Raw genomic sequence first — 16564 nt, 5'->3', positions numbered from 1 at the left:
CCGGCGCGGCTCAATCGAGACCGCCTTCGCAAACGTACTTGACCGAGAGATAGTCGTCGAGTCCGTAGCGCGATCCTTCGCGGCCATAGCCCGATTCCTTCACGCCGCCGAAAGGCGCGGCCTCGCTCGCCACCGCGCCCTCGTTTGCGCCGATGACGCCGGCTTCCAGTTGCGACGACACGCGATGGATGCGCCGCGCATCGCGCGTATAGAAGTAGGCGGCGAGACCAAACGGCGTGTCGTTCGCGGCGCGGATCGCGTCTTCCTCGCGCTCGAAGCGAAAGAGCGGCACGACCGGCCCGAAGGTTTCCTCGCAGCACACGACCATCTTCTCGCTCGCGTCGACGAGCACGGTCGGCGCATAGAAGTTCGGTCCGAGTTCCGTGAGCCTGCGCCCGCCCGTCAGCACGCGCGCGCCGTGCGAGAGCGCGTCGTCGACGTGGCGCGCGATCTTGTCGACGGCGCGCGCGTTGATCATCGGGCCGATCAGCACGCTGTCGTCCGTGGCGGGGCCGACCTTCAGCGACGACACGCGCTCGGCGAGCCGCCGCGCGAACGCATCGTAGACGCCCGACTGCACGTACACGCGATTCGGGCACACGCACGTCTGCCCGCCGTTGCGGAACTTCGATGCCATGAGACCGGCGATGGCCGCGTCGATGTCGGCGTCGTCGAACACGATGAACGGCGCGTTGCCGCCGAGTTCGAGCGAGAGCTTCTTGAGCGTGCCCGCCGATTCGCGCGCGAGATGCTTGCCGACGGGCGTCGAGCCGGTGAACGTGATCTTGCGCACGCGCGCGTCGGCGAGCCAGTCGGCCACTGCCGCGACGCCCGCATCGCGCGACGCGGAAATCATGTTGAGCACGCCATCGGGCAAGCCGGCTTCCTGCGCGAGCAGCGCGAGGGCGAGCGCGGTGAGCGGCGTGTCTTCCGCGGGCTTCGCGACGACCGTGCAGCCGACGGCGAGCGCCGGCGCGATCTTGCGCGCGATCATCGCGAGCGGAAAGTTCCACGGCGTGATAGCCGCGACGATGCCGATCGGCTCCTTCACCGCGATCATGCGCTTGCCGCGTTGCTGCTGCGGGATGATGTCGCCGTACACGCGCGGGCCTTCCTCCGCGAACCATTCGACATACGACGCGCCATAGCGCACTTCGCCCCGGCTTTCGACGAGCGGCTTGCCCTGCTCCGTCGACATGATGCGCGCGAGGTCTTCCAGATTCGCGAGGATGAGCGCGTGCCAGCGGCGCAGAATGGCCGCGCGCTCGCGCGGCAGCGTCGCGCGCCAGCCGGGCAGCGCGCGCGCGGCGGCATCGGTGGCGGCGCGCGCATCGGCGGACGTGCTGTTGGCTGCATCGACGAAGCGCTCGCCGTTCGCGGGATTCGCGACGGGATAGCGCGCGCCTTCTGCGGCATCGGTCCATTTGCCGTCGATCAGATTTTGCGTGCGGACCAGTTCGGGCCGCGTCAGTTCGAGAAACATGCGATGGTCCTTGTTCGGGTGAGACGGGATTGAATAAGGCTTAGCCGGCGCGTGCGTAGACGGTGCCGCTTTCGTGCATCTGGTCGATCCGCGCGTCCGCATAGCCGATCTCGCTCGGCACTTCGCGCGTGTGCTGTCCGAGCAGCGGCGCGGCGCGGCCCGAGAAGCGGATCGGCAGGGATGCCCTTCACGTCGCCCGCGAGCGGATGATGCGACTCGACAACCATGCCGCGCGCCTGCGCCACGTCCAGCACGGGACCGGCGGGCAGACCGGCTTCGTCGAACGCGCGGACCCATTCGCCCGTCGTGCGCGTGACGAGCCGCTCGGTCAAAAGGCGCACGAGTTCGTCGCGAAGCCGATCCGTTCGACGACGCGCGCGCGGGCTCAACGCTCATGCCGCCCGCGCCGCTTGCCCGTTTTTTCCGGCCTCGCCTTCGAGCAGCGCGATCAGTTCCGGAACCGGCGTGTTCGGGCCGCCTTCGGCGACCGCGCGCTCGTAGACTTCGCGCACTGCACTGGCGGCGGCGTTGGACGCGCCCACTTCGTCCGTCATCTCGACGTAATAGCCCATGTCCTTGAGCGCGTTGGACATCGAGAAACGGAAGCCCGAACTGTCCGCCGATTCGATGAACGGCCGCAGGCGCTTGAACACGACGCCATCGCCGCCGCCCGCCGCGAGCACGCTCACCAGCACGTTCGGATCGACGCCCGCGCGGTTCGCGCACGCGGCGGCTTCGGCAAGCACCGCCGAAAATCCGAGCGATACGAAGTTGTGCAGCAGCTTGAGGCGATGCCCCGACGACGCCTCGCCCGCATAGACGATGTTCTCCGCGAAGCTCTGCAGGAGCGGCAGGCATTCGTCGAAGAGCGCGCGCTCGCCGCCCACGATCAGGTTGATGCGGCCTTCGGCGGCTTCTTTCGGCGTGCGCGTCATCGGCGCATCGAGGAAGCGGCCGCCCGCGTGCTTCACGGCCTCGGCGATGCGCAGCGTCGAGGCGGGAATCGCCGTCGAACAGTCGATGATGACCGTGCCGGGGCGCAAGGCATCGAGCACGCCGTTCTTGAACAGCACCTCTTCGACCTGCGGCGTGCCGGTGACGCAAAGCAGCAGCACATCCACCGATGCCGCGAGCGCCGCCGCGTCGGGCGTGCTGGTCGCGCCGGCCGCGCGCAGCGCATCGAGCGGCTGATTGCCCGCGTGTTCGAGCAGCGCGAGTTCGTAGCCGTGTTTCGCGATGTTCGTGGCGATGCCGTGACCCATCATGCCCACCCCGATCACTCCGATCCGCTTCATGTCGTCTCCTGTTCTTCGTTCGATGTTCCAAGGCGCTTCCGGCCGGTCCGATGCCTTGCCCAGCAGCCGTCGCGCATCGGGTCATAGTACAAATTTATAGTACACATTTGTCAAGCAAATTTACAGTGCGATGCTATCATCGCCCTGCCAGAATCCACCGCCGAACCGCCATGCAAGACGCCAAGCTGAAGCGCGACATCGCCGCAAGTCCCGAGGAATTCACGCTCGCCGACCGCGTCACGCGGGTTCTCGTCGACCAGATAAGAAGCGGCTATTACCCGGTCAACGCCCGCCTTCCCACCGAGAAGTTCATGACCGAACAGTACGGGGTGAGCCGCACGGTGGTGCGCGAGGCCATCTCGCGGCTCAAGTCCGAAGGTCTCGTCGATACGCGTCAGGGCAGCGGCACCGTGGTGCTCGATCCGAAAGCGTCGCAAGTCTTCCGGCTTTCGCGCGACGAACAGAATCCGGCTGCGGGCGTGGTCCGCATCATCGAATTGCGGCGCGGCATCGAGGCCGAGATGGCCGCGCTCGCCGCCGAACGCCGCACCGCCGCGCAGATGACGCTGATACGCCGCGCGCTGAAAGCCATCGACCGCTCGGTTTCGGAGGGCGGCGACGGCGTCGAAGCGGACCTCGAATTCCATCTGGCGATTTCGCGCGCGGCGGGCAATCCCTACTTCACCGAATTGCTGTCGCTTCTGACGAACGCATTGCAGGACGCCATTCGCATCACGCGTCAGAACGAATCGCGCCGCGCCGATCTCACCGCCGACGTGCGCGCGGAACACGAAACGATCGCCGCCGCGATCGAGGCGCGCGACCCCGCAGCCGCGCGCAACGCAGCGTATGCGCACATGCAGCGCACGGCCACGCGCATCCAGCATGCAGACCGCAGTTTCTGGAGCGGCGACAGCGCCGCCACGGCGCAACGTCTCGCGCGCGCGAAGCTCGACGCCGTCATCGGACGCGGGCCGCGCGGCGCCCTGAAGCGTCAGCGCGGGGAGTAGAAGGCCACGGCGTTTCGCGACGCTCGGCAAGCCTTCGCGTTCACGCGATTTGAAGAAATGCGGCGCGCGGGCCGCCCGCGTCAGACGCCCTTCCAGAGCGGCGGGCGCTTCTCCGTGAACGCCGCGACGCCCTCGCGGAAATCCTCGCTGCCGTAGCACTGGCGCACGAGGTCGTCGCCGGAAAGCGGCAGCGCGGCGAGCATGCGGGAGACCGATTGCTTCGTCACGCGCATGGTGATGGGCGCATTGCGCGAAAGCCGGTCGACGAGCGCGGCGGCGCGCGCGTCGAGCTGGTCCGGCTCCACGCTTTCGATGACGAAGCCGGCAGCGATGGCCTCGTCGACATTCAGCATGTCGCCGAGCACCAGCATGCGCTTCGCGCGCCCGACGCCGAATTCCGCGACGAGCCGCGCCGTGTTGCCGATGGCAAGGCAGTTGCCGAGCGTGCGCGCGATCGGCACGCCGAACTTCGCGCCCGGCGCGGCGATGCGAAGATCGCAGCACGCGGCGATGGCAAGCCCGCCGCCGACGCACCATCCATCGACGATGGCGAGCGTCGGCATCGGCAGGCCGTCGAGCTTGCCGAGCACCCGCTCGATGCGATGCTCGTACTCGACGCCGTCCTCCGCGCTTTGAAACGCGCTGAACTGCTGGATGTCCGTGCCCGCGACGAACGCCTTGCCGCCCGCGCCGCGAAACGTCGCCACGCGCACGTCGCGTTCGCGCGAAAGACGCTCGCAAACGGCTTCGAGTTGCTCGTACATGTGCCACGTCATCGCGTTATGCGCGTCCGCGCGATCGAACACGATATGCGCCGCCGCGCCTTCGATCGTCAAACGCACTTCGCCGCTCTTGCCTTGTTGCTGCGTGCTGCCGTCTTGCTGACTCATTGCTCCTCCCGTTGATGCCGTCTCTTTTGCGGCTTTAGCCGATGCGCGCTGCCACCGCTTCGCCCACTTCCTGCGTGCTCGCCTTGCCGCCGAGATCGCCGGTATGCGGCCCGTCCTTCAGCACTTCGGTAACGGCGGAGAGGATCGCGTCGTGCGCCTCGCGCTCGCCGAGGAACTCCAGCATCATCGCGGCGGACCAGATCATCGCGACCGGATTGGCAATGCCCTTGCCCGCGATATCCGGCGCGGAGCCGTGCACCGGCTCGAAGAGCGACGGAAAATCGCGCTCGGGATTCATGTTGGCCGATGGCGCGATGCCGATCGTGCCCGTGCACGCCGGGCCGAGGTCCGAAAGAATGTCGCCGAAGAGATTGGTCGCGACGACTACATCGAAGCGGTCCGGGCTCAGCACGAAACGCGCGGACAAGATATCGATGTGCTGCTTGTCCCACGTCACGTCCGGATACTGCCCGGCGATTTCCGCGGCGCGGGCGTCCCACCACGGCATGCTGATCGAGATGCCGTTGCTCTTGGTCGCGACCGTCAGCTTTTTCTCGCGCCGCTGGGCGAGATCGAACGCGAACTTGAGCACGCGCTCCGCGCCCTTGCGCGTGAAGATGGAGGTCTGCGAGACGAACTCGCGCTCGGTGCCTTCGAACGATACGCCGCCGACCGACGAATACTCGCCTTCGGTGTTTTCGCGCACGATCATGAAGTCGATGTCGCCCGCCTTGCGGTTCGCGAGCGGCGAAGGCACGCCGTCGAAAAGACGCGCGGGCCGAAGGTTGATGTATTGGTCGAACTCGCGGCGGAACTTCAGCAGCGAGCCCCACAGCGAGATATGGTCGGGCACTTTGGCGGGCCATCCCACCGCGCCGAACAGAATGGCGTCGCAACGTTCGAGACGGCTCTTCCAGTCGTCCGGCATCATCTGGCCGTGCGCGAGATAGTAGTCGCAACTCGCCCATTCGATATGGTCGTATTCGAGCGAGAGATCGAAGCGTTTGGCGACTGCATCGAGGGCGCGCAAGCCTTCCGGCATCACTTCCACGCCGATGCCGTCACCGGGAATCACGGCGATGCGATAGGTCTTCGTCATTGCAAGGTGTCTCCTGTCCTGTGAGCGTTGACGCGAGCCATTCTATAGACCCGAATGCGCGTCGGCGACAGCGTTCAGGTTAAGCGATTCTGCACGATTCGTGGATAATCGCGCGCGGCCGCCGTTCTTACTGGCCGATGGCTTTCGCCTGCTGCATCCCCGACGCGCGCACGAACTTGCCCGCGCCGAGATGATGAATCGTGTGCAAGTCGACGTTCGACGCATCCACGTTCCAGTGTCCGTCCGCGAACACGCGCGGATCGGCAGCCGCCGCGACGACCTCGGCGAAGCAGGTGTCGTAGGCGTCTTCGGTGTGCGGCTCGCTGATGAGCCGGCACTCGAGCCACGCCGCGCAGCCCGCTTCGATGAGCGGCACGCCGAGCACCGGGCCTTGCAGCGATTGAATCCCGAAAGCGTCGAATTTGTCGGTGTCGCGGCCGCTCGTCGTGCCGACCGCGTAAGTCAGGTCGACCAGCGCCGCGCCCGGCACGCAGATGCCGAGCCGCCCGCTCGCGGCGACCAGCTCGCGCGTGTACGTGTTCTTGTCGATGACGACCGCGATGCGCGGCGGCGTGAACTCGACGGGCATCGACCATGCAGCGGCCATCACGTTGCGGCGCTCGCCATGCGCGCTCGTGACGAGCACGGTCGGGCCGTGATTGATGAGCCGGCTCGCGTGTTCGAGCGCGACGGGAAGGAATTGAGTCATGGGGCGATCCGGATGCAAAGCGTGAATTCTGCGTGATTTTGGGCGATTCCAGGCGATCGCCCACGCACTCGATGCCCTGCCGCCGTGCTATTTCTTCCGGCTGCCGGGCTGGGCGATCGGTAACTTCACGCTGAAAGTCGTGCCGGCCTCTCGCGTGGACGACACATCCACCGAGCCGTGGTGAGCCTCGGCAATCTCCTTGACGATGAAAAGCCCGAGGCCGATCCCATGATTGGACTGCCTGTTCTGCGCGTTCTTCGGGAAGCGTTTGAGCGGGTCGAAAATATCCTTCAGGTGATCGGCGGCGATCGGTTCGCCCAGGTTGTGCACGTCGAGTCTTACGTTAAGACCGTCTTCCGAAGCGCTGACGGCGACCGGAGAATCCGCCGCGCCATGTTTCAGCGCGTTTGCCACGAGATTCGATATGACCTGTCTCACGCGATCGCCGTCCCAGTCGCCTTCGAGCTCGTCGCTGACATTGAGTTCGATCGCCCTGTCCGGGTGATATGCGCGCAGTTCGCCGACGGCGTCGTTACACGTTTTGCGCATGGACGTCTTCGCGCGCGAGATCGACAGATGTCCTCCCATGCGGACCTGCGCGAAATCGAGGAGGTCGGCGACCATCTTCTCCATCGCCGATGCGCTGCCCAGCACTCTCGCGGCGGCCTTCATCTCCGGTCCGCCGATGGATTCGCTGCGCAGCAGATAATTGGCCGACATCATGATCGCGCCGAGCGGGTTTCGCAGATCGTGCGCGATCATGCCGGCCATCAGTTCACGGGCGCGATCCGTGCGAGACGCGTACCACTGAATGGATTCCATGAGCGCCTGGTCGATGGCTTCGTCAAAGCGGATCACATCTTCGATCGCCGTTGCGGGGTCGCCCACGGCGGCGTCTCGCCAGCGTCGGACCACGTTCGCCCGAAGCGCCCGATACTCGGACACCATTTCCATCAACGAGAAGCTGGAGCCGAGACGGTCCCGCGCGTGACTTTTCGCGTCCTCGACCAGCGCGGGCGAATTGTTCGGCGTATCTCCGCGGCTTTTTTCCGATCGATCGGAGTCGCTCTGGGACGACTCCATGTCGTCGGCAATGTTGTTCAGCAAGGAGGCCGCTGTATCGCGCAACTCCTCCGCGGGAAGCCGTTTCGCGCTCTCGATGTGAGTCTGCGCGAATTCGGCGAACTCATCGACGATGCTGTCGACTTCGGCACGGATGTAATCACCGAGGCCGATGAAATCCTGCTTTGCTCTTGCGGACGAAGGTTTGTTGCGCATGTCGCCACTGTCTATGCGGTTCCCACGGAATTTAGCGCGCAGCATGGCTCGTGCCGCGCCGCGTCCCGGAACGCACGCCTCGCTGCGAGATGCCTGACGGCGAGCCGGACCGGGTGCTTTTCATCACGGGCGAATCGCGATGATGTTCTATCGGCATCGCGATGCACGAGGAACCGATCTTGCGGGAGAACCGGACAATCGCTCTACACTTCTGCCGCTGGAAAAACGATGTCCTCGTCCCTTTTCGAACTCGTCTTCAACGGGTCGCCCATCGGTAACTACCTGCTGACGCCGACGCCCGAAGCGACGATCATCGCCGTCAACGACGCTTTCCTGAAGGCGTCGTCGCGCAGACGGGAAGATCTCGTCGGCATCAGCTTGTTCGAGGCATTTCCCGGCAACCCCGCCGACGCGGACGACAGCGGCGAGGCGGCGCTGCGCCGCTCGCTCGCGCGGGTGGTCGAAACGGGACAGCCGGACCCGTTGCCCGCCCAGCGCTACCCCATTCAGGTGGAGCTTCCCGGCGGCGGCGTGGCCTACGAAGAGCGTTTCTGGGGCGCCGTGAGCACGCCGATTTTCGACGACGATGGCCGGATCGTGTGTATTTCGCACACGACCATCGACATGACGGAGCAGGTCAACTCGGCCGCGGCGCTGACGGAGAGCGAGCGGCGGTATCGCGCGCTTGCGACTGCGACCGAAGACGTGGTGTATCGCATGAGTCCGGACTGGAGCCACATGCGCCAGCTCGAAGGGCGCGGTTTCCTGAAGGATATCGCCCAGCCGCGGCGCTCCTGGCTCGAGGAATTCATCCCGCAAGAAGATCAGGAAGGGGTGAACAAAGCCGTCCACGATGCGATCCGCAACAAGACGATTTTCCAGCTCGAGCATCGGGTGCGGCGGGTCGACGGAACCTGCGGCTGGACGGCGTCGCGTGCCGTGCCGATGCTCGACGCCGACGGAGAAATCTACGAGTGGATCGGCGCGGCCAGCGACATCACCGAGCGCAAGGAGGCCGAGCAGAAGCTCAAGGACGCGGACCGGCGCAAGGACGAGTTCCTCGCCATGCTCGCGCACGAACTGAGGAATCCGCTAGCCCCCATCGGCGCGGCGGCCGAGCTGTTGCAGATCGCGAACCTCGACGAGGCGCGCGTTCGGCAGACCAGTCAGATCATCAGCCGGCAAGTCGCGCACATGAGCCAGTTGATCGACGATCTGCTCGACGTATCGCGCGTGACGCGGGGTCTCGTCTCGCTCGACAAGACGCCGGTGGACATCCGGCGCGTCCTCATGGAAGCGGTGGAACAGGTCGCGCCGCTGATTCATGCGCAGCGGCATCACCTCGAACTGCATTTGCCGCCGGGCGCGACCATCGTCACCGGGGACAAGAACCGGCTGGTGCAGGTCTTCGTGAACATACTCAACAACGCCGCGAAATACACGCCTGGCGAGGGCCGGCTCGAACTCGGAGCCGATGTGGAAGCGTCGCGAGTGGTGGTGAGTGTCACCGATAACGGCGTCGGCATGACGCCGGACGTCGCGGCGCATGCGTTCGAACTGTTCAGCCAGGCCAAGCGAACGCCGGATAGATCGTCCGGCGGACTGGGGATCGGCCTCGCACTCGTCAGAAGCCTGGTGGAACTGCATCACGGCACCGTCTCATGCGAGAGTCCGGGCGACGGGATGGGCAGCCGATTCGTCGTCTGTCTGCCGCGCGCGTGCGTGGAACCCGTCCATTCGGAGGGCATGCGCAGTAGCGGATCGTCGGCCGAGCCGGCGACGAGTCTGCGCATCATGGTCGTCGACGACAACGTGGATGCAGCGTCCGCGCTCGCGATGCTGCTCGAAGCGCTGGGCCATGAGGTGATGGTGGAACACCGGCCGACCCGGGCCTTGCAACGCGCCCGCGAAGCGGCGCCGCAGGTTTGCCTGCTCGATATCGGCCTGCCGGAAATGGACGGATATGAACTGGCGAGGCGCCTGCGCGCCGCACCCGAGACTGCTTCATCCTTGCTTATCGCCGTGACCGGGTACGGGCAGGAAAGCGACCGCGAGAGCGCGCTCGCCGCCGGTTTCGACCATCATCTGATCAAGCCGATCGACCCGAAGAAGCTCTATTCGCTGCTTGCCGAGGTCAGCGTTTGAGGCATCGCCGTCAACTGCGGGCCGGCTCGCCTCCGTCCGCGCGCGCCGGGTCCGGGAACCGGTCTTCCAGCAGTTCGATATAACGATCCACCGACGCAGCCACGGCGGCTTTGCCATCGGCTTCGATCTGCGCATGGCGGAAGCTGCCGTATACGCTCTCGTACTCGAAAGGTTCCAGAAGCGCGGCCATCGCCCGGACCTTCGATGCCGACAGCGGCAGGTAATTCGGATAGCTGAACATGAACGACACGTGCGACCGGTCGGGCGTCACCTGGAGGATGTCGCCGGAAAGGAGCGTGCCGGCCCCCGATCCCCAGTGCAGCACGGCGCCGCCGGCGAAATGACCGCCGAGCCGCACGAGGGTCATGTCATCCGTGAGCGGCAACGTATCCCCCGACCAGAGTTGCACCGCATCGCCGGGGGACACGATCCACTGCCTGTCAGCCTCGTGAATCCATACTGGACAACCGAACGCGCGCGCCCACTCGGTCATCGTCGAGTAGTAATGCGGATGCGAGATCGCGATCGCCTTCAACCCGCCGAGCGCGCGGATGATTTCCCGCGTCGCGTCATCCAGCAAGGTGATGCAGTCCCATAGCACGTTGCCATGCGGCGTGCGCGCGAGGAGCGCCCGCTGTCCGATGCCGACCGCCGGCTCCGTGCGAATCTCGAACAGATCGTCTTTCAATGCGCGCCAGCCGTTCGTATGGCCTCCTTGAAGCGTATCGAGCGTCGTCCACTGCTGCCCCGAGGGCGGCACGTACTGACGGACGTCATCGCAAATCACGCAGGCGCGCGGCGGTTCGCCCTCGGGATATTGCGTGCCGCACGCCTTACAAATCGGCTTCATCGAACGCTCCCTGCGGGCTGGCTGCTACTGATGGAGGCGGCGCGAGCACGACGCCCCCGCGAAAACATACAGCGCCCTCACGCGAACAGTGTGTCGAGCGTGATCGGCAAATCCCGCACGCGCTTGCCCGTCGCGTGCCAGATCGCGTTGGCGACAGCCGCCGCCACGCCGACCACGCCGATCTCTCCGACGCCCTTCGCGCCAAGCGGATTGACGATGTCGTCATGCTCGTCGACGAAGAGCACGTCGATGTCGTGTATGTCCGCGTTCACCGGAACGTGATACTCCGACAGGTTGTGATTCATCTGCCGGCCGAGCTCGTGATCGAACTGTCCGTGTTCGTGCAGCGCCATGCTGATGCCCCACACCACGCCGCCCGATACCTGACTCGCCGCCGTCTTCGGATTGACGATACGCCCTGCCGCCACCGCGCTGACCACACGCGTGACACGCACGGTCCCGAGCGCGGCATCGACGCGCGCTTCGACGAACACCGCCGAGTGCGTGCCGATCGAATACGACTGCTGCTTGTCGTGCGGCGTCACGGTAATCTGCGCATCGAGCGTGTCGAGGCCCGCGCGCGTCAACAGTTCCCGCAGCGGCAAGCGTGGCGCGTTGCCTTCCCCGCATGCGACGTATTCGCCATCGAGCCGCACCGCGTCCGGCTGCGCGCGGGCGAACGCATCGCCGCCGTGTTCGATCGCGAGCGTCGCGAGCTTCCCGCGCAAGCGCGTACACGCCGCATGCACCGCGCTGCCGACCGACGACACCGTCCACGATCCGCCTTCGAGCGGCGCCTTCGGCAGACGGCTATCGCCCAGACGAAAATCGACGTTCTCGAGCGGCACGCCGAGCGCATCGGCGGCAAGCTGCGTCATCACCGTGTAGGTGCCGGTGCCGATGTCCGCCGTGGCGCTCGCCACGACGACACGTCCGTCCGCCCCGATTTCCGCGAGCGCGGACGCCTCGTTCTGCATCGCGTCCCAGATGCCCGTCGCCATGCCCCAGCCGACCAGCTCGTTGCCATCGCGCATCGAACGCGGCGCGAGCGGGCGCTTGTCCCAGCCGAAGCGCGCGGCGCCCTCTTCGAAGCACTGCCGCAGCGCCTTGCTCGAAAACGGCAGGTTCTTGTTCCCGTCGCGCTCCGCGTAGTTGACGAGGCGCAGCTTCAGCGGGTCCATGCCGAGCGCCTCGGCGAGTTCGTCCATCGCCATTTCCAGCGGAAAAAGCCCCTGCGCCGCGCCCGGCGCGCGCATGTCCGCGGGCGTCGGCACATCGAGCTTGCTCACCTTGTAGTCCATCCGCACGTTGTCGCACGCGTAAAGCTGTCCGGCCCAGTTCACCATGACGTCGCAGTAGTCCTCGTATTGCGATGTCTCGGACACTGCCTCGTGGATGACCGCTTCGAGCCTGCCATCGCGGTTCGCGGCAAGCGCGACGCGTTGCAGACTCATCGGCCGATGCGCGAAGGTGAACATCTGCTGCCGCGTCAACACCACGCGCACGGGCCGCTTCAGATCGCGCGCGGCCATGACCGCAAGCGGCAGATGGTATTGCGGACGCAGCCCGGAGCCGAACGCGCCGCCGACGAACGGCGAGATCACTTCGAGCGTGTCGTCGTCGAAGCCGAAGAGTTTCGTCAGATACGCCTTGGTGTTGAGCACGCCCTGCGTCTTTTCATAGACGGTGAACTTGCCGGACGGCTCGGGAATGACCGTGCAGCCGTGCAACTCGATCGGGTTGTGATACTCGGCCGGCGTCGAATAGCGGCAGTCGATCTTCACGGCGGCTGCGGCAAGCGCGCCGTCGGCATCACCGCGCGGCGGGGGCGGTGGCTCGAAGCCGCCCTTTTCGGTCGACGGCGGATAACTGTCGGGCTCCGCCTCGCGCAAATCCGTGCGGTGGCTCGTGCGCTCGTAGGTGACTTCGATCAGCGATGCGGCATGACGCGCCAGTTCATGACTTTCCGCGACAACGAGCGCGACCGGCTGGCCGCTGTACCAGATGCGGTCGTCCCACAGCGGACGAAACGGCATGCCGCCCGGCGCGGACTGGTCTTTCCACGCGGCGTCCTGCAGCGGCAGCTCGGGCCGGTTCTCGTGCGTGAGCACCATGAGCACGCCCGGCAATTCGAGCGCGCGCCGCGATTCGATCGACACGATGCGCCCGCTCGCGATGCGGCTCGGAAGCACGAAGCCGTAGCTCATCGCATCCGCGAAGAATTCGCCTGCATAGCGCGCCTCGCCCGTCACCTTCTTTCTGCCGTCGACGCGGTTGACGGGCTTGCCGCTGAACGGCGCGCCCTGCTGCGCGATGCGTTCCAGCTCGTTCGGAAAATTCATGATGCGTCGTCCTCTCTGGCGGCGAGGCTGATGCCCGATGCCTGCTCGAAAGCGCGCTCGATGGCGCGCGCGGTCAGTTCGATCTTGAATGCGTTGCCGGGCAGCCCGCGTGCGTCGCGCACCATCGCGCTCGCGAAATCGCGCACCGTCGCGGCATCGAGTGTCTTGCCGCGCAACGCGGCTTCGGCGTCGCGGTTGCGCCACGGTTTGTGCGCCACGCCGCCGAGCGCGCAGCGCACCTCTTCGATGCGCCGGCCATCGAGCTCGAGCGCGAGCGCCACCGACACCAGCGCGAACGCATACGACGCCCGGTCGCGCACTTTCACGTAGGCGTGATGGTCCGCGAAGCCATCGGCGGGCAACGTGACCGCGACGATCATCTCGTCGTCGCGCAGGTTCGTGTCGATGTGCGGCGTATCGCCGGGAAGCCGGTGAAACGCGTCGAAAGGCACGACGCGCTCGCCTTCGTCGCCTCTCACGCGCACGGACGCGTCGAGCGCCGCGAGCGCCACGCACATGTCCGACGGATGAACGGCGATGCAATGCTCGCTCGCGCCGAGGATGGCATGGATGCGGTTCACGCCATCCATCGCGCCGCAGCCGCTGCCGGGCTGGCGCTTGTTGCAGGGCGTCGCGGTGTCGTAGAAATAGTGACAGCGCGTGCGTTGCAGCATGTTGCCGCCCACGGTCGCGACATTGCGAATCTGCGCCGATGCGCCCGCCAGTATCGCCTTCGACAACAGCGGATAGCGCGACTGAATGCGTTCGTCGTAGGCCACGGCGCTATTCGTGGCGAGCGCGCCGATTTCGATGCCGCCGTCGGCGGTCGGCGTAATGCCGGTCATCGGCAGGCGGCGAATGTCGACGAGCGTATCGGGGCGCGCAACGCCTTCCTTGATGAGATCGACGAGATTGGTGCCGCCCGCGAGGAACGCCGCCGATGGCGCGCGGTGCGCTTCGAGCGCCGCGGACACATCGTTCGCGCGCGTGTAGGAGAACCGGTTCATGGGCGCGCCTCCGCGTTCTCGACGGCGGTCTCACCGGCGCCGTCCGCGCGAGACGCATGCAGAATCGCCCGCACGATGTTCGGATACGCGCCGCAGCGACAGACGTTGCCGCTCATCGCCTCGCGCACCTCGGCGGCGTCGCGGGCATGGCCTTCCGAGAGCATGCCGACGGCCGAGCAGATTTGCCCCGGCGTACAGTAGCCGCACTGGAACGCGTCGCAGTCGATGAACGCCTGCTGCATCGGATGCAGCGTGTCGCCGCTCGCGAGTCCTTCGATGGTCGTGATGGCCGCGCCGTCGTACGAAACGGCAAGCGCGAGACATGTATTGATGCGCTGGCCATCGACAAGCGCGGTGCACGCGCCGCATTGTCCGTGGTCGCAGCCCTTCTTCGTGCCGGTGAGCTGGCAGTGCTCGCGCAAAAGGTCGAGCAGTGTCGTCCACGGCTCGATGTCGAAAGTACGTGCTTCGCCATTGATTCTCAGCGTGCAGGCGACGTGCTGCGCGTGCGGCGCGTCTACGTCCAGCGCCGTCGCGGTCGTTGGGGTATTCATGGGATCTCCATACGGGAATCCCGGTTCCGAGCATGCCGCGTGCCTTGCGAGCAAGGTCCACGCGGCATGGCGGGCCGTCTTATTGCTGGTGAGACATCCATAGCCGCTTGCCCGATGACGGGTAGCACGCGCGAAACCGTCGGGGAGTGCCATGCAAGCCAGCGTATTCGATCTCATAAGCAGCCTGCGCCACTGCAGAGAGGAACTGGAACCCGGTTCACATAATGTAGACAGAGACCGGATTCTGGAACTGTGTGACGTGGCCGAGCCGTTCTGCCGCCTGGATCTCGCGCGACAGACCGACCTTGCGGTGGCGCGCTCGCTCGCCGTGCTGCGACGCCCCTTTTTGGCGCTCGCCCGGCTGGAAGCGATGCTTTGCAACGTAGCCTGTTCGGAATCAGCCGTCGCCAGGCCGTCGGAATCAACGGCTGACGGGACCTTTTAGCCGCGCGAGTCCGAAAGAGGGACGCGCATGCGGCGCCCCTGACCACAGGAGGCCGTGTTGACGATCGAAGGCGTCTGGTTCCTGATTGTCGGGGCGCTGCTCGTTTTGATGGCGATCGGAAGAAAGATCGTCGAGCGATTGCCGATGACAGGCGCGATGGTCTACCTCGTCGTCGGTTTCGTGCTCGGCCCCGCGTGCACCGGCCTGTTGACCATCGACCTCGAAGGCCACGCCCGGCTGCTGCGCACGCTGACCGAAGCGGGTCTCGTCGTCTCCCTGTTCGCGATCGGCATGTATCTTCGGATCGAACTGTCGAATCCGCTCTGGAGACTGACGCTGCGCCTCGCCGGTCCGGCGATGCTCATCACCATCGCGATCATGTACGCCGCCGCGCACTGGGGCCTGGGCCTCGCGGCAGGCCCGGCGCTGCTTCTCGCCTCGGCGCTCGCGCCCACCGATCCCGTGCTCGCAAACGAACTGCGCGTGGAGGAAGCAGGCGACGACGAGCCGCTGCGATTCGCGTTGTCATCGGAAGGCGGAATCAATGACGGCGCGGCCGCTCCGATGATCTACATCGCGCTCGCGCTGTGCGGCGTTCCGAGCCTCGGCAGCGACAATCCATGGACGTTCGGCCTTGCGATTGCGTGGGGGCTGGGCAGTTCGATCGTCATCGGATGGGCGCTGGGCACGGCTATCGTCGTGTTCGTCACCCGGTTGCGCACGCGCTACGATCACGCGCTCGGCCTCGAAGGATTCCTCGCGCTCGGCGTCATGGCGCTCGCCTACGGCGCGACGCTCGTCGTCGACGGCTATGCCTTTCTCGCCGTGTTCGCCGCCGGCGTCGCGCTGCGGCGGCAGGAGATGAAGGCGACCGGAGAGAAGCCGCCGAACGAAGTGCTCGAATCCGTCGAACGTGGCGAGCGCAAGGAAGCGGCCACGGACCCGGAACTCGCCCACGCCTATATCGCCGAGACGATGATGGGATTCTCCGTCGAAATGGAGCGATTCATCGAGCTGGGCCTGATGGTCCTCATCGGGAGCGTGGTGTCGGCGCACTGGCGAGCGCTGCTTCACTGGGACGTCATCTGGCCCGCGCTGTTCCTGTTTTTCATCGCACGGCCGCTCGGCAGCAGTCTTTCGCTCGTCGGCTCGTCGCTGGATCGCCATCAGCGGTTTCTGTCGGGGTGGCTCGGGTTGCGCGGCGTCGGCGCGTTCTATTACCTGTTGTTCTCGCTCGAAAGGGCCGGGAGCGCGACGGTCAGTTCCCTTTCGCCGATCATTCTGGGGACGATCGTGTTGTCCGTGCTGCTGCACGGCGGCACGGCGACCATCCTGCTCGATCGTTACCTCAGGAAAAAATAGCGACCGCCGATGCGTATAGAGCCGACTTGCAGCGCGCGCGGCTTCGCCACGGTTATCGTTAGAATCAGAAGTCATTCCTTTATTAGTCTGTTACA

The 16564-nt window shown here is 65.8% G+C and carries 15 protein-coding genes; 4 read left to right on the top strand and 11 right to left on the bottom strand.

Translation table 11 applies throughout. From position 1 onward, the window contains the following. Positions 1-10: 10 nt before the first annotated feature. The 3 genes from LDZ27_RS23295 to LDZ27_RS23285 are packed head-to-tail and all read right to left on the bottom strand — an operon-like array spanning position 11 to position 2778. A complete protein-coding gene (locus LDZ27_RS23295; RefSeq protein WP_244817475.1) occupies positions 11-1483 on the bottom strand; it encodes an NAD-dependent succinate-semialdehyde dehydrogenase in 1473 nt (490 codons plus the stop codon). After that, positions 1468-1824, bottom strand: coding sequence for a hypothetical protein (locus tag LDZ27_RS23290; RefSeq protein ID WP_370653462.1), 357 nt, complete (start codon positions 1822-1824; stop codon positions 1468-1470). The genes LDZ27_RS23295 and LDZ27_RS23290 overlap by 16 nt, the downstream gene beginning before the upstream one ends. 51 nt (positions 1825-1875) lie before the next feature. Further along, a complete protein-coding gene (locus LDZ27_RS23285; RefSeq protein WP_244817474.1) occupies positions 1876-2778 on the bottom strand; it encodes an NAD(P)-dependent oxidoreductase in 903 nt (300 codons plus the stop codon). Positions 2779-2948: 170 nt separating this feature from the next. Between LDZ27_RS23285 and LDZ27_RS23280 the strand changes: the two genes are divergently transcribed. Next, on the top strand, positions 2949-3788 hold the full coding sequence (locus LDZ27_RS23280) for a FadR/GntR family transcriptional regulator (protein WP_244817473.1): 840 nt from the start codon (positions 2949-2951) through the stop codon (positions 3786-3788). 80 nt (positions 3789-3868) lie between these two features. Here LDZ27_RS23280 and LDZ27_RS23275 read toward each other — a convergent pair whose 3' ends face one another. The 4 genes from LDZ27_RS23275 to LDZ27_RS23260 form a co-directional block, all read right to left on the bottom strand. Continuing rightward, on the bottom strand, positions 3869-4678 hold the full coding sequence (locus tag LDZ27_RS23275) for an enoyl-CoA hydratase/isomerase family protein (protein WP_244817472.1): 810 nt from the start codon (positions 4676-4678) through the stop codon (positions 3869-3871). A 34-nt stretch (positions 4679-4712) separates the two neighbouring features. Then, positions 4713-5777 (bottom strand): tartrate dehydrogenase, encoded by a 1065-nt coding sequence (locus LDZ27_RS23270; RefSeq protein WP_244817471.1) that lies wholly within the window; start codon positions 5775-5777, stop codon positions 4713-4715. 127 nt (positions 5778-5904) lie between these two features. Beyond that, positions 5905-6486 (bottom strand): flavin reductase family protein, encoded by a 582-nt coding sequence (locus LDZ27_RS23265; protein ID WP_244817470.1) that lies wholly within the window; start codon positions 6484-6486, stop codon positions 5905-5907. Positions 6487-6573: 87 nt separating this feature from the next. Beyond that, a complete protein-coding gene (locus LDZ27_RS23260; RefSeq protein ID WP_244817469.1) occupies positions 6574-7809 on the bottom strand; it encodes a sensor histidine kinase in 1236 nt (411 codons plus the stop codon). A 183-nt stretch (positions 7810-7992) separates the two neighbouring features. On the opposite strand from LDZ27_RS23260, the gene LDZ27_RS23255 reads away from it, so the two are divergent. Then, entirely contained in the window at positions 7993-9909 is a 1917-nt protein-coding gene (locus LDZ27_RS23255; RefSeq protein ID WP_244817468.1) for an ATP-binding protein, read from the top strand. Between the two features lie 10 nt (positions 9910-9919). Here the strand turns inward: LDZ27_RS23255 and LDZ27_RS23250 are convergent, their stop codons facing one another. The 4 genes from LDZ27_RS23250 to LDZ27_RS23235 all read right to left on the bottom strand — a co-directional run bounded on the left by LDZ27_RS23250 (position 9920) and on the right by LDZ27_RS23235 (position 14662). After that, positions 9920-10759, bottom strand: a complete 840-nt coding sequence (locus LDZ27_RS23250; RefSeq protein ID WP_244817467.1) for a hypothetical protein — start codon at positions 10757-10759, stop codon at positions 9920-9922. A 77-nt stretch (positions 10760-10836) separates the two neighbouring features. Further along, positions 10837-13101, bottom strand: coding sequence for a xanthine dehydrogenase family protein molybdopterin-binding subunit (locus LDZ27_RS23245; protein ID WP_244817466.1), 2265 nt, complete (start codon positions 13099-13101; stop codon positions 10837-10839). Beyond that, entirely contained in the window at positions 13098-14108 is a 1011-nt protein-coding gene (locus LDZ27_RS23240; RefSeq protein ID WP_244817465.1) for a xanthine dehydrogenase family protein subunit M, read from the bottom strand. The genes LDZ27_RS23245 and LDZ27_RS23240 overlap by 4 nt, the downstream gene beginning before the upstream one ends. After that, positions 14105-14662, bottom strand: a complete 558-nt coding sequence (locus tag LDZ27_RS23235) for a (2Fe-2S)-binding protein (protein ID WP_244817464.1) — start codon at positions 14660-14662, stop codon at positions 14105-14107. The genes LDZ27_RS23240 and LDZ27_RS23235 overlap by 4 nt, the downstream gene beginning before the upstream one ends. Before the next feature lie 151 nt (positions 14663-14813). Here LDZ27_RS23235 and LDZ27_RS23230 point away from each other — a divergent pair, with 151 nt between their 5' ends. Both LDZ27_RS23230 and LDZ27_RS23225 read left to right on the top strand, forming a co-directional pair. After that, positions 14814-15107 (top strand): hypothetical protein, encoded by a 294-nt coding sequence (locus tag LDZ27_RS23230; RefSeq protein WP_244817463.1) that lies wholly within the window; start codon positions 14814-14816, stop codon positions 15105-15107. Positions 15108-15161: 54 nt separating this feature from the next. Then, positions 15162-16469 carry a cation:proton antiporter gene (locus tag LDZ27_RS23225; protein ID WP_244817462.1) on the top strand — a complete coding sequence of 436 codons (1308 nt, stop codon included), beginning with the start codon at positions 15162-15164 and terminating at the stop codon, positions 16467-16469. The last annotated feature ends 95 nt before the right edge of the window (positions 16470-16564 follow it).

Source organism: Caballeronia sp. Lep1P3 (assembly GCF_022879595.1).
Lineage (GTDB): Bacteria > Pseudomonadota > Gammaproteobacteria > Burkholderiales > Burkholderiaceae > Caballeronia.
The sequence above is the reverse complement of the archived record's forward strand: the minus strand, read 5'-3'. Positions and strand labels throughout refer to the sequence as shown.